The sequence below is a fragment of the Stenotrophomonas maltophilia genome, assembly GCF_003970865.1.
GTDB classification, from domain to species: domain Bacteria; phylum Pseudomonadota; class Gammaproteobacteria; order Xanthomonadales; family Xanthomonadaceae; genus Stenotrophomonas; species Stenotrophomonas maltophilia_AR.
Genome location: NZ_RXLZ01000008.1, coordinates 91276 through 104270, shown reverse-complemented (window position 1 = coordinate 104270; position 12995 = coordinate 91276). Strand labels below are relative to the sequence as shown.

At 68.6% G+C, this 12995-nt stretch carries 9 protein-coding genes; 6 read left to right on the top strand and 3 right to left on the bottom strand.

Annotated features, from left to right (window positions below):
* Nucleotides 1–50 precede the first annotated feature (50 nt).
* The 3 genes from EKL94_RS04465 (at nt 51) to EKL94_RS04455 (ending at nt 4242) form a co-directional block, all read left to right on the top strand.
* Nucleotides 51–491: an excinuclease ATPase subunit gene (locus EKL94_RS04465; RefSeq protein WP_126928149.1), complete on the top strand. Its 441-nt coding sequence runs from the start codon at nt 51–53 to the stop codon at nt 489–491.
* A gap of 159 nt (nt 492–650) precedes the next feature.
* Nucleotides 651–911, top strand: coding sequence for a YcgL domain-containing protein (locus tag EKL94_RS04460; RefSeq protein ID WP_014648833.1), 261 nt, complete (start codon nt 651–653; stop codon nt 909–911).
* Nucleotides 904–4242 (top strand): ankyrin repeat domain-containing protein, encoded by a 3339-nt coding sequence (locus EKL94_RS04455; RefSeq protein ID WP_126928148.1) that lies wholly within the window; start codon nt 904–906, stop codon nt 4240–4242. Before EKL94_RS04460 ends, EKL94_RS04455 begins: the two co-directional genes overlap by 8 nt.
* A 177-nt stretch (nt 4243–4419) precedes the next feature.
* Here the strand turns inward: EKL94_RS04455 and EKL94_RS04450 are convergent, their stop codons facing one another.
* Nucleotides 4420–6198: a monovalent cation:proton antiporter-2 (CPA2) family protein gene (locus EKL94_RS04450; RefSeq protein WP_126928147.1), complete on the bottom strand. Its 1779-nt coding sequence runs from the start codon at nt 6196–6198 to the stop codon at nt 4420–4422.
* Nucleotides 6199–6543: 345 nt separating this feature from the next.
* On the opposite strand from EKL94_RS04450, the gene mgtE reads away from it, so the two are divergent.
* Together mgtE and EKL94_RS04435 are read left to right on the top strand one after the other, a co-directional pair.
* Nucleotides 6544–7914, top strand: coding sequence for a magnesium transporter (mgtE, locus tag EKL94_RS04440; RefSeq protein WP_126928145.1), 1371 nt, complete (start codon nt 6544–6546; stop codon nt 7912–7914).
* 129 nt (nt 7915–8043) lie between these two features.
* Complete coding sequence (locus EKL94_RS04435; protein WP_126928144.1) at nt 8044–10770, top strand: bifunctional acetate--CoA ligase family protein/GNAT family N-acetyltransferase; 2727 nt, start codon at nt 8044–8046, stop codon at nt 10768–10770.
* A 35-nt stretch (nt 10771–10805) separates the two neighbouring features.
* On the opposite strand, the gene EKL94_RS04430 is transcribed toward EKL94_RS04435, so the two are convergent.
* A complete protein-coding gene (locus EKL94_RS04430) occupies nt 10806–11186 on the bottom strand; it encodes a YbjQ family protein (RefSeq protein WP_126928143.1) in 381 nt (126 codons plus the stop codon).
* Nucleotides 11187–11317: 131 nt separating this feature from the next.
* Between EKL94_RS04430 and EKL94_RS04425 the strand changes: the two genes are divergently transcribed.
* Nucleotides 11318–12019, top strand: coding sequence for an alpha/beta fold hydrolase (locus EKL94_RS04425; protein WP_126928142.1), 702 nt, complete (start codon nt 11318–11320; stop codon nt 12017–12019).
* Nucleotides 12020–12138: 119 nt separating this feature from the next.
* Here the strand turns inward: EKL94_RS04425 and dkgB are convergent, their stop codons facing one another.
* The gene (gene dkgB, locus EKL94_RS04420; RefSeq protein WP_126928141.1) at nt 12139–12948 is read right to left on the bottom strand and encodes a 2,5-didehydrogluconate reductase DkgB; all 810 of its coding nucleotides are present in this window, start codon (nt 12946–12948) and stop codon (nt 12139–12141) included.
* Nucleotides 12949–12995 lie beyond the last annotated feature (47 nt).

The following is a 12995-nucleotide window of genomic DNA, read 5'->3' as shown; positions in this document are numbered from 1 at the left end:
CCGCCGCTGTTCCCGCAACCTACCCGCACCCTCGACAAGGAGATGTTCCGATGCGCCGCACCCTGATGATCGCCACGGCTACCGCACTGCTGGCCCTGGCCTCCACCGCTTCTGCCCGCGATACCCGCGTGGAGCAGTCCCTGCAGGAACTGGTCAGTTCGCAGGCTGCCAAGGACGCCGGCATCGACGGCAGCGTCCGCTTCTACCTGGCCGGCCAGCCGGTCAGCGTGCAGCAGCGCCTGGGCGAAGACGTGACCAACAAGAAGACCAACGCCGCCAACAAGAGCGATGCCGAGGCCTGCCGCTGGGTCGCGCTGTCGGCGCTGCGCGCGCTGCAGGACGGCGCCAAGTCGCGCGGCGCCAACGCCGTGGTCGACATCGTCAGCTACTACAAGAAGAACGAGTTCAAGAGCAGCACCAACTACGAATGCTATGCCGGTACGATCCTCGCCGGTGTCGCGTTGAAGGGCACCTACGCCAAGGTCAAGTAAGCGCCTGCGTGGTGTGGCCGTGCCTGAACGCCGCCGCCACATTGCTGAACCCCGCCGGGGAAACGCCGTCGATCGAGCCGCCATCGTCGGCTGACGGCTTTCCCCGGTGTCGGCTTTCCGACACAATCATGGCTCTTCCCGGGTTATCGTCCCGCGGACATGCACGCCTACGTCTATAAAAGCCAACTCAAGCCGGACACCTACGTCTACGTTCCCCGTCGCGATGATTTCAGCGCGCTGCCTGCGCCGCTGCTCACCTCGCTGGGGACGCTCGCCTTCGTCCTGGAAGTGGCCCTGGATGCCCAGCGCCGCCTGGCCCAGGCCGATCCGGAAAAGGTTCGCAGCGAAATGAGCGAGCGCGGGTTCTACCTGCAGGTGCCGCCGTCGGTGGCCAGCCTGATGCCGCGCCACTATGACTGACACGTCCCGTCCGCGCGCCCTGTCGATCGCCTTCGCCGTGGGCGCCGTGCTGGCGCTCGGCGCCGCCGTGGGCGGCGTTCCAGGCGCCATCCTTGCCGCACTGGCACAGCCGGCGTTCGCGCTGGCGGTGTCGTGGTGGCGGCGCAGCCGCGCGTTGCTGCCGCTGAAGGTGGTCGCGCGCCAGGACCTGCCGGCGCTGCTGGCGTTGTGGGCCGCCGCCCCGATGTTGCTGGCGCTGCTGCTGGCCTGGCCGTTGGCGGCGCTGCGTGACAGCGGCAGCTTGGCCGCGGTGCTGGGCCTGAGCGTGCTGGTCAGTGCCGGCCTGCTGGCGGCTTGGCGCACCTGGCCGCTGTGGAACGATGTCGAACGCCTGGATGGCAGCCTGGCCCAGCATTGGCAGGCGCTGGCCGGACGCGACCTGACCGCCTGGCGCGGTCTCGGTGTCGCCGCGCTGGTGATCGCGCTGGCCGCGCTGGTGGTGTTGCCGGCCTGGCCGGGCCTGCTGCCGGAAAGCGCACGCTGGCCCGCCGCACTGGCGGTGGTGCTGCTGTCTCCAGTGTTGCACCTGCTGCTGCAGCGGGTCGCGCCGGCACCGCTGGTGTCGCTGCGCGCAAGCCCGTTGGCCACCGCCAGCAACGCGCACGAACCGATGTTCGCCGCTGCGGCAGAAACCGCGCCGCTGGAGGCGATGGCACCGCAGGAGCTGACCCCGGCACTGTATGAAGCCGCCCGCCATGGCCGCATCGACCGGGGCCTGCAGTTGCTGCAGGCCGGTGCCGATCCGTATGCGCTGCCGGACCCGAACTGGCGCGACCAGCGCAGCCTGGCAGTGCTGGCGGCGGTGCTGCCGGACCTGCGCCTGCTGCGTGAACTGATCGCCCGCGGCGTCGATGTGAATGCGCCGCACCGGGGCATGACCCCGCTGCTGGCCGCCACCCGCGACAGCTGGCACGGCCGCCCCGAAGCGGTGATGACCCTGCTCGCCAACGGTGCCGATTCGCGTGCCACCGACAGCGATGGCAACACCCCGCTGCACCATGCCGCGCGCAGTTCCGACCCGGGCGTGGCCGCGCTGCTCCGTGATGCCGCCGCCGAAGTCGATGCGTTGAACAACGAGGGCTGGTCGCCGCTGGCCGTGGCCTGCCAGGTCGGCAACTGGCGCCTGGCCCGCTTCCTGCTCGAACGCGGTGCGCGCAGCGAACCGGCCGAGGGCACGCCGGTGCTGTTGGCCGCCGCTGCCACCGAAGATGACGATCCGGCCGGTGTGCAGCTGCTGCTCAAGCACAAGGCGCGCGCCGACGCCCGCGATCGCCAGCGCCGCAGCGCGCTGCACGAGGCGGCGCTGGCCGGCCACGTGGAGATCATCGGCGTGCTGCTCGGCGCCGGTGCCAATCTGGAAGCGCGCGATGCACTGGGCCGCACGCCATGGCTGGAAGCGGCCCGTGCCGGTCGCGCCGCCGTGGTCGAACATCTGCTGCCGCACAAGCCGGACCTGGTCGCGGTGGACGGCGAAGGCCGCAACGCGGTGCAGCTGGCGGCGATGGCCGAGGATGTCTCGCCGCTGCTGATCAAGCGCCTGGTTGAACTGGGCATCGCCGCCGATGCCGCTGATCCGGTCGGTCGCCGTGCGGTGGACTACGCCGCCGAAGCTGGCCGCTGGGCGATCGTGGCCCTGCTGGACCCTTCCTACCCGTTGCCGGCCGCCGTCAGTGATGGCCTGGCCGAGCGCGGCGAAGCCGCCAGCGCCAGTGGCCTGCTGCCGGACCGTCCGCCGTTGACCCTGCTGCGCGAAGCGCTGGGCTTCGGCAACACCGAAGGCATGGCCGCGCTGGCCAAGCTGTGCCAGCCGGAAGAACTGGGTGGCCTGCTGCTCGATCCGGAACTGGCGCTGGAGCCGCGTGCGGTCGATTGGCTGCTGGCCCATGGTGCTGATCCCTACGTGCGTGACGCCTGCTCCGACACGCCGATGTTCGCCCTGCTGTCGCGTGGCATCGATGCGGTGCCGGCGCTGCAGGTGATGCTGCAGCGTGGCCTGTCACCGGCCGGACGCGGTGGCCTGGCGCGTTTCCTGGCGGCCTGTGCGCAGCACGACCAGGCCGCCCGTGGCCTGGAACAGCTGGCGCTGGAACTGCTGGAACGTGGCGCCGATCCGTTCGCAGCTTCGCCGGCCGGTGATCCGCCGTTGTCGCTGGCGGTGCGCCTGGGCTGGCTGCGCCTGCAGCAGGCCCTGCTCAAGGCCGGTGTCGATCGTGAAGCGCGCGACAGCCATGGCATGACCGCATTGCATCTGGCCACCGCATTGGCCCGCGAAGGCGCGCTGAAGCTGCTGGTGCAGCACGGTGCCTCGCCGGAAGCCCGTGCCGCCGACGGCCAGACGCCGCTGGGCGTGGCGCTGTCGATCGGTCGCCGTGATCTGGCCGACTGGCTCGACTGGCGGGTATGGCCGTTGCCGCGCCGCACCCTGCGCGAGGCCGATCTGCCGGCCGCCGCGATGGCCGGTGACGTGGATGCGGTGCGCCGCCTGATCGATCTGGGCTTCGCCGTCGACGCCGTCGACGCACAGGGCTGTACCGCGCTGCTGCGCGCCGCCGGTGGTGGCCATCTGGCGGTGACCGACCTGCTGCTGGCGCGTGGCGCCGATCCGCAGCACGCTGCGGCCAGCGGTGCTACGCCGCTGTCGGCGGCGGTCAGCATGCGCCAGGTGGATATCGTCTCGGCCCTGCTCGACGCCGGCGCCAAGCTGGAACACCGTCTGCCGGGCGGCGTGACCGTGCTGATGCTGGCCTCGGCGCTGGGCCTGCCGGACATCGTCGCGCGCCTGCTCACCGCCGGTGCCGACGTGCATGCCGGTGATGCGCAGCAGCTGGGCCCGCTGCACTGCGCCGCGCTGTACGGTTTCAGTGCCCGCGACCGCTCGCGCCTGCTGGCCCTGCTCGACACCCTGCTGCTGGCCGGTGCCGAACCGGACCAGGCTGCTGCCGGTTCGGTGACGCCGCTGCTGCTGTTGCTGGGCGCGCGTGCCGAGCCGGGTACTGCCTGCGACGAGCAGGTGGTGATGGCGGCGGTGGAGCGCCTGCTGGACGAAGACGTCAGCCTGGACGTGCGCGATCCACGCGGCTTCGGCCCGCTGCACCTGGCCGCGCTGCATGGCCTGCCGCTGCTGGTGCAGCGCCTGCTGCGTGCCGGTGCCGATCCGGAAGTACGCGACAGCCTCAACCGCAGCCCGCGCGAGATCGCGGTGATGCGTGGCTTCATCGACGTGGCCGGCGAGTTCGAACCGCGCGTGCCGGGCGTATCGTCGATGGCGCGGTTCCTGCGCGACAACGGCTGAGCCGAGGTCTGCGACATCCACGCATGGCGTGGATCTACTGCCGGAATCTGCAGTGGGTAGTGCTGGCCGCTGGCCGGCAACCTCCTGAAACCTTCGGGATCGCGAGGCCGCCGGCCAGCGGCCGGCACTACCGGGTCCATCTGCCATCGGGTGGGTGCCGACCGTTGGTCGGCACGCCTACTTGCCGTCGCTTTCCGCGTCGGCCTCGAACAGATGCATCAGGTCGTTGCGTGCGTCGCGCGAGGTCTGGATCACTGCCGCCTCGTCGTCGTAGACCAGGTACTGGTCGCGCAGCAGCTGCTCATCGTGCTCACGGAAGCGCTGCACGTGGCGTTCGGCCACGTCCGGCGCCACGCCCAGTGCAGTCAGCACGCGGCCGCTCATCTCCAGGCTGGTGCCGAACACTTCGCGGAACGGCTCGGCCGACATATCCATCAGGCGCCATGCATGCTGGCGGTTGCGTGCACGCGCCAGCACCTTCGCGTCCGGGTACAGCCGGCGCACCATGCGTACCGCGCGCAGGTTGGTCTCCGGGTCGTCCACGGTGATCACGAACACATCGATGTGCTCGCCGCCGGCCGCACGCAGCATCTCCGGCCGGGTCGGGTCGCCGTAGTACAGCTGGTTGCCGAAGCGGCGCAGGTCGGCCACGGTGTCCGGATTCGCTTCCAGCGCCACGAACGGCACCTTCTGCGCGGTCAGCAGGCGCGCGATCACCTGGCCGAAGCGGCCCATGCCGGCGATCAGCACCTTGGGCCGGTTGTCCGGCGCCACCTTGTCGGCCTCGGCCGCCGCGCGCGGCGCGGCCTTTTCCTGACCGAGCAGCTTGAGCAGCGCGATCATCAGCAGCGGCGTGATCGCCATCGACAGGCCGACGATGGCCACCAGCCGGTCATGGTTGGCGTTGCCCAGCAGGTGTGCGCGCTGCGCTTCGTTGAACACCACGAAGGCGAACTCGCCGCCCAGCCACAGCACGCTGCCCAGCAGCAGCGACTGTCGCGAACTGAGTTTGGCAATACGTCCGATCACGTACAGCAGGCTGAATTTGACCACCAGCAGGATCGCCACGCCGGCAGCGATCAGCCACGGCTCGGCGACAATGCGGTCGAGGTCGATGCCCATGCCTACCGCGATGAAGAACAGGCCCAGCAGCAGCCCCTTGAACGGCTCGATCTGCGCTTCCAGTTCGTGCCGAAACTCCGAATCGGACAGCAGCACGCCAGCCAGGAACGCGCCCAGGCTGGGGCTGAGGCCGGCCTCCTGCATGAACCAGGCGGTGCCCAGCACCACCAGCAGTGCGGTCGCGGTGAATACTTCCGGGCTGCGGGTGCGCGCGATGATGCTGAACACCTTGCGCAGCACCGGCCGCCCGCACAGGATCACCACCGCCAGCGCGCCGAGGGCCACGGCGGCGTCTTCCCAGCGCAGGGTCTCGTTCTTCACCCCGCCCAGCAGCGGGATGGCCGCCAGCAGCGGAATCGCGATCAGGTCCTGGAACAGCAGGATGGCGAACCCGAGCCGGCCATGGTCGCTGTTGATCGCCTTGTGTTCGGACAGCAGCTGCAGGCCCACCGCGGTGGATGACAGCGCCAGCGCCACGCCCACCACCAGCGCGCTTTTCCATTGGAAATGGTCAAACAGCAGCAGGCCGCCCAGCACCAGCCCGGACAGCGCCACCTGTGCCGCACCAGCGCCGAACACCGAGCGCCGCATCACCTTCAGGCGTGCCGGCGACAGCTCCAGGCCGATCACGAACAGCAGCATCACCACGCCGATCTCGGCGGCACCGAGGATGCGGTCGGCGTCCTGCACGAAGCCCAGCCCGTCCGGGCCCAGCACCACACCGGCCGCCAGGTAGCCTAGCACCGCGCCGAAGCCGAACTTCTTGAACACCGGCACGGCGATGACCGCCGCCAGCAGCAGCACCAGGGCCAGTTCCAGACCACCGCTATGCATGGGAATACCTGGTCATCGGCGGAGCCCGCTGTGCGTCCATTCGGGTGGGAGAAGAGGTGGCGAGTGCCACCGCGTCATTATGCGCGCCGGCCTGTGTATGCACGAGAACAACCTGCCGGGCAGGTGCCCCGCGCGGGGTTGCCGGGTTGACCTGCATGGCCCACGGGTCCAGACTGCCCGCCGCTGGCGGCGCGTCCGCCGGCATACGCATCCCGGAGTCCCCAACCCATGTCCAGCGACAGTAGAAGTCGACCTCGTTCGACGCCAGCGATGGCCACCGCCTGACATCGGGACGGTTTGCCTGCGTTGGCGTTGCGCGAGGTCGCACCCCACAAGGCAAACCCGATGAACCAGAAGCAATTGCTGCGCCCGGTGGCCGATGCCGCCGCACTGGCCGCACCCCTGGCGAACTACAACACCGCCGACGCGGTGGAATTCCTCAACACGCTGGAACTGACCCGCGCCGCGGAAACGCTGGCCGCGCTGCCGTTGCCGCGTGCAGTGAAAATGCTGGAAGCGCCGGAGCTTCACCGCAGTGGCGAACTGGTGGCCGCGCTGCCGCCGGCGCGCGCCGCCGCCCTGCTCGGTCTGATGGCCGACGACCGCGCCACCGACATCGTCCACGAGCTGGATGAGGAAGAACGCGCGCGGTTGATCCCGCTGCTGGGCACCGACGCCCGCCAGGCCATCCAGAAGCTGCTCAGCTACCCGCCGAACACCGCCGGCGCGCTGATGACCACCGAGTACGTGGCGGTACCCGCCAGCTGGACCGTGGCGCAGACCCTGCAGCACATCCGCCAGGTCGAGCGCACCCGTGAAACGGTGTACGCGATCTACGTGCTGGAGCCGGCCAGCCAGCAGCTGCAGCAGGTGGTGACCATGCGCCGGCTGATCACCGGCCTGCCCGAGGAATCGATCCTGGACGTGGCCCAGGTCAATCCGCCGGTGACGGTGGACGCGCTGATGGACCAGGAAGAGGTGGCGCGGCTGATCCGCCGCCACGACCTGCTGGCGATCCCGGTGGTCGACGACCAGCAGCAGATGCTCGGCATCGTCACCGTGGACGACGTGCTCGATGCGCTGATCGAGGAATCCACCGAGGACGCGCACAAGTTCGGCGGCATGGAAGCGCTGGACAAGCCTTACATGCAGATCGGCTTCTTCGAGATGCTGCGCAAGCGCGCCGGCTGGCTGAGCGTGCTGTTCCTGGGCGAGATGCTGACCGCCAGCGCGATGCAGCACTACGAGGACGAACTGGCGCGCGCCGTGGTGCTGACCCTGTTCATCCCACTGATCATGAGCTCGGGCGGCAATTCCGGTTCGCAGGCGACCTCGCTGCTGATCCGCAGCCTGGCGCTGCGCGAACTGCGCCTGCGTGACTGGTGGAAGGTGGCCCTGCGTGAAGTGCCCACCGGCATGGTGCTGGGCGCCATCCTCGGCTGCCTGGCCATCGTGCGCATCGTGATCTGGCAGCTGGGCGGCCTGCATGACTACGGCGAGCACTGGATCCTGCTGGCGATCACCATCGGTGCCGCGCTGGTTGGCATCGTCACCTTCGGCTCGCTGTCCGGTTCGATGCTGCCCTTCATCCTGAAACGGCTGGGCTTCGACCCGGCCAGCGCCTCGGCCCCGTTCGTGGCCACCCTGGTGGATGTGACCGGCCTGGTGATCTATTTCAGCATCGCCGCGATGATCCTGCACGGCACGCTGCTGTAACTGGAGCGTCATCCACGCATGGCGTGGATCTACTGGTCCCGGCGGTAGATCCACGCCATGCGTGGATGCGGTGTCAGGACCTTGCGCACGATCATGCCGTTGCCGCGCCAGTCCGTGTACCGTAGGCGCATGAGTACCTACCACCTGCAGTCCGTGTTCCGTCCGCAGTCGGTCGCGGTGATCGGCGGCAGCCCGCGTGAGCGCTCCGCCGGGCGCGCGGTGATGCGCAACCTGCGCGGCACCGGTTTCCCCGGCAAGGTGGCGTGGATCAACCCGCGGCATGCCGAGATCGATGGCATCCGCACGATCAAGCGCTTGAAGGACCTGGACTGGGTACCCGACCTGGTGGTGATCACCGCACCGGCGGCGATCGTGCCGCAGGTGGTGCGTACCGCCGCCGAACGCGGCGTGCAGGCCGCGATCATCCTCACCGCGCACCTGGGCGAAGGCCCGGGCTCGTTGTCGGAACAGGTGGAAACGGTGGCGCGCAAGCACGGCCTGCGCATTCTCGGGCCGCACTGCCTGGGCGTGATCGCACCGCATGCACGGCTCAACGCCAGCATCGCCGCGCACTTCCCGCAGGCCGGCGACCTCGCCCTGATCTCCGAATCCTCGGCCATTGCCGCTGCGCTGGTGGAGTGGGGCGTGGCGCGCTCGGTCGGCTTCTCCGCGGTGGTCTCGCTGGGCGACACGATGGACGTCGACTTCGGCGACCTGCTCGATTACTTCGCCACCGACTACCGCACCCGCGCCATCCTGCTCTATGTCGAGCAGATCAAGGACGCGCGCAAGTTCATGTCGGCCGCGCGTGCCGCCGCCCGTGCCAAGCCGGTGGTGGTGGTGAAGTCCGGCCGCGCCGAGCGCGTGCAGCCGGGCAGCCGCGATACCCATGTGCAGGCCCTGGCCCGCACCGACGACGTCTACGGTGCAGCCTTCAACCGCGCCGGCCTGCTGCGTGTCAGCGCGCTGGACGAACTGTTCACGGCTGCCGAATCGCTGGGCCGGTTGGGGACGTTCCCCGGTCGTCGCCTGGCCATTCTCAGTAATGGTGGTGGTGTCGGCCGCCTTGCCGTGGACCAGCTCATTGCATTGCGTGGCACGCTGGCCAACCTGTCCGACAGTACGGTCGAGAAACTTGACGCGGTGCTGCCGCAGGGCTGGTCACGCAGCAACCCGGTCGACATCGTGGTCGACGCCGATGGCGAACGATACGCGTCTGCCATCGAAGCGCTGCTGGCCGACAACGAGAACGATGCGGTGATGGTGGTCAATGTGCCCACCGCATTCACCTCATCTGCAGACGCGGCACAGGCGTTGACCCGCACGCTGGGCCTGCGCCCGCGCCATCACCGCGACAAGCCAGTGTTCGCGGTCTGGCTGGGCAACGATGACCAAGCCACCGCCACGCTCAACGCAGCGCGGGTGCCGACCTATCCGACCGAGGCCGAAGCGGTGCGCGGCTTCCAGCATCTGGTGCGCTATCGCGAAGCGCAGAACGCGCTGATGGAAACGCCGCCCAGCCTGCCTCAGGACTTCAGCGTGGATGCGGCGGCCGCGCGCGCGCTGGTCGATGCCGCGCTGGCCAACGGCCAGCAGTGGCTGGACCCGCTGGCCACGCATGAACTGCTCAAGGCCTATGGCATTCCGTCCGCGCCGGTGATGCATGCGCGCGATGCGCATGAGGCGATGGACCTGGCGCAGCCGCTGCTGGAACGTGGTGCCACCGTGGCACTGAAGATCCTGTCACCGGACATCCCGCACAAGTCCGAAGTGGACGGCGTGCGCCTGAACCTGTCCACGCTGCCGGCGGTGCAGAGCGCGGCCAACGCGATCCTGTCGCGCGCGCGCCAGCTGCGGCCGGATGCGCGCATCGACGGCCTGCTGGTGCAGCCGACCATCGTTCGCCCGAAGGCACGCGAGTTGATCGTCGGCATTGCCGATGACGCGACGTTCGGTCCGGTGATCGTGGTCGGCCGTGGCGGTACCGCGGTTGAAGTGATCAATGACAAGGCCTTGGCGCTGCCGCCGCTGGATCTGCGTCTGGCCCATGAGCTGATCGGCCAGACCCGTGCGTCGCGCATCCTCAAGGCCTATGGCGATGTGCCTGCCGCCGACGAGCGCGCACTGGCATTGGCGCTGGTCAAGCTGGCGCAGCTGGCCGCTGACATCCCCGAAGTGCGTACGCTGGACATCAATCCGCTGCTGGTCGACGGCAAGGGCATCCTCGCCCTCGACGCGCGCGTGGCGGTGGCGCCGTCGCGCATCCTGCACAAGGGCCGTGGCCATCCGCGCTTCTCGGTGTTCCCGTACCCGAAGGAGTGGGAGCGCACCATCGAACTGTCCGATGGCGGCCGTGCCTTCGTGCGCCCGGTGCGGCCGGAGGACGACGCGCTGTTCCGTGCGTTCTTCGCCCGCGTCAGCGACGAGGACCTGCGCCTGCGCTTCTTCCAGTCGGTGAAGCACTTCAGCCACGAGTTCATCGCACGCCTGACCCAGCTCGATTACGCACGCTCGATCGCGCTGGTGGCGATCGAACCGCGCAGTGGCGAGATGCTGGGCGCGGTGCGCCTGCACGCCGATGCGGATTACCACCGCGGTGAGTACGGCATCCTGATCCGCTCGGACCTGAAGGGCCACGGCATCGGCTGGCGGCTGATGGCGATCATGATCGAGTACGCCAAGTGGCTGGGCCTGGACGTGGTCGAAGGCCAGGTGCTGCGCGAGAACAGCACCATGCTGGCGATGTGCCAGAGCCTGGGCTTCAAGACCAAGCTCGATCCGGACGACCCGACGGTGATGATGGTGACTCTGCCGGTGCAGCAGGTCGAGGTGCCCGAGATCCCGCCAGCGGCGTGATTCCGGGTAGCGCCGGGCCATGCCCGGCGGCCTCGTCAACGCAGCGGTTCCACCACCACCGCCGTGCCATAGCACAGCACCTCGGTCAGCCCGGTCATCACATCGGTGGCGTCGTAGCGCATGCCGATGATCGCGTTGGCGCCCAGCTGCCGCGCGTGCTTGACCATGTCGCGGTAGGTTTCCTCGCGGGCCTGTTCGCACAGCTCGGTGTAGATGGTGATGTTGCCGCCGAAGATCGTCTGGATGCCGCCGAGGAAGTTGCCGACGATCGAGCGCGAGCGCACGGTGATGCCGCGCACCACGCCCAGGTTGCGCACGACGCGGTGCCCGGGCAGCTCGAAGGCAGTGGTGACCAGTGAATCGTCGAAACGTGCCAGCGAGGTCGTCGGGTTGCCGCTGTTGTAGGGGTCTGCCATGGCCGCATCCTTGGAACGGGTAGGGTCGAGGGCTGCATCCTAGCGTGTCGTCGCGCTGCTGGGCCGGTTCTGCAACGCACAGAGCCAGCGACGGCATGTCCTCGTCACCGCACCGGCGCGACAATACCCCCATGACCGACCGTACCCCCCTGTTGCTGCTGCCCGGCCTGCTCAACGATGGCGAGCTGTGGCGCGCGCAGTTGGCCGATCTGGCCGACATTGCCGATTGCACCGTAGGCGACCAGACCCGTGGCGAGACCCTGCAGGCGGTGGCCGAGGACGTGCTGGCACAGGCACCGGAGCGCTTTGCGCTGGCCGGGTTCTCGCTGGGTGGTTTCGTCGCCCAGCAGATCCTGCGCATCGCGCCGGAGCGTGTGCTGCAGCTGGCGCTGATCGATACCTCGATCCACGCCGATTCACCGGAACGTGCCGAACAGCGCCGCAGCCAACGCGCCAGCGTACGCCTGCCCGGCAAGTTCCATGGCTTCGGCGATGTGCTGATGCGCAGCTACATCGACGCCTCGCGGCTGGACGACTACGTGCTGGTACAGCGTGTGCGCGACATGACCGCTCGCCTGGGCGCGGAAGTGTTCCTGCGCCAGAGCGCGCTGGAACGCCGTGACGGCCATGACGTGCTGGCTGGCTACCGCGATCCGCTGTTGATCATCTGCGGGGCCAACGATCGCATCACGCCGCTGGCAGTGAGCGAGGAAATGCATGCCCTGGTGCCGCACTCGCAGCTGGTAGTGGTGCCCGATTGCGGGCACCTGGCACCGATGGAGAAGCCGGACGAGGTCAGTGCGGCGATGCGTGGGTGGTTGTTGCAGCGCTAGGCCAAAGCCGCTTCCGGTGGGTGCGGACCTTGGTCGGCACGGTGTTTCAATGATCGATCAGAGGTCAGTGCCGACCAAGGTCGGCACCTACCGATTCCGATCCGTAGCCGCAGTTGGGATCAATCCCAGGCGGGTGCAATCCCTTCCGGGTTGGCCAGGCGATGGCCGCGGTCCAGCTTGGCGATCTGCGCCATGTCTTCCTCGGTCAGGCGGATCGCTGCTGCCTCCAGGTTGCCCGACAGGTTCTCGCGCTTGGTCGACGACGGGATCACCGAGAAGCCCTGCTGCAGCGCCCAGGCCAGCGCGATCTGCGCCGGAGTGGCCTGGTGGCGGCCGGCAATGGCCTGGATCACCGGGTCCTTGATCACCTCGCCATAGGCCAGGCTCATGTAGGCGGTGATGTGGACGCCGTTGTCCTGCAGGAACTTCACCAGCAGGCGGTTCTGCAGGTACGGATGGATCTCGATCTGGTTGGTGGCGATGGCGCCTGCACCGAGGATGCCGATCGCCTTGCGGGTCTGTGCGATGGTGAAGTTGGAGATGCCTATCTGCTTCGTCAGGCCCTGTGCCTTGGCCTCGGCCAGTGCGGTCAGGTACTCCTCCATCGGCACGTCGACCTTGTCGTTCGGCGACGGCCAGTGGATCAGCGTCAGGTCCACATGATCGGTACGCAGCTTTTCCAGACTGGTACGCAGGCTGGCCAGCAGCGCTTCGCGCTTGAACTCGGTAATCCAGACCTTGGTGGTCAGGTAGATCTCTTCGCGCGGCACGCCGGAATCGGCGATGGCCTGGCCGACCTCGGCTTCATTGCCGTAGATCTGCGCGGTATCGATGGCGCGGTAGCCGACATCCAGCGCGTTGCGCACGGAGTCGATCACGGTCTGGTCCTTGAGGCGGAAGGTGCCGAGACCGAAGGCGGGGACAGTCATGGGGAGCTCCAGCAGAGGGGAGGGATGCGAATATCCGGCAAAGGGTA

Bases quoted from the DNA above. Each gene is read 5' to 3' on its own strand.
- EKL94_RS04465 (WP_126928149.1), top strand. From the start codon at position 51: ATGCGCCGCACCCTGATGATCGCCACGGCTACCGCACTGCTGGCCCTG.
- EKL94_RS04460 (WP_014648833.1), top strand. From the start codon at position 651: ATGCACGCCTACGTCTATAAAAGCCAACTCAAGCCGGACACCTACGTC.
- EKL94_RS04455 (WP_126928148.1), top strand. From the start codon at position 904: ATGACTGACACGTCCCGTCCGCGCGCCCTGTCGATCGCCTTCGCCGTG.
- EKL94_RS04450 (WP_126928147.1), bottom strand. From the start codon at position 6,198: ATGCATAGCGGTGGTCTGGAACTGGCCCTGGTGCTGCTGCTGGCGGCG.
- mgtE (WP_126928145.1), top strand. From the start codon at position 6,544: ATGAACCAGAAGCAATTGCTGCGCCCGGTGGCCGATGCCGCCGCACTG.
- EKL94_RS04435 (WP_126928144.1), top strand. From the start codon at position 8,044: ATGAGTACCTACCACCTGCAGTCCGTGTTCCGTCCGCAGTCGGTCGCG.
- EKL94_RS04430 (WP_126928143.1), bottom strand. From the start codon at position 11,186: ATGGCAGACCCCTACAACAGCGGCAACCCGACGACCTCGCTGGCACGT.
- EKL94_RS04425 (WP_126928142.1), top strand. From the start codon at position 11,318: ATGACCGACCGTACCCCCCTGTTGCTGCTGCCCGGCCTGCTCAACGAT.
- dkgB (WP_126928141.1), bottom strand. From the start codon at position 12,948: ATGACTGTCCCCGCCTTCGGTCTCGGCACCTTCCGCCTCAAGGACCAG.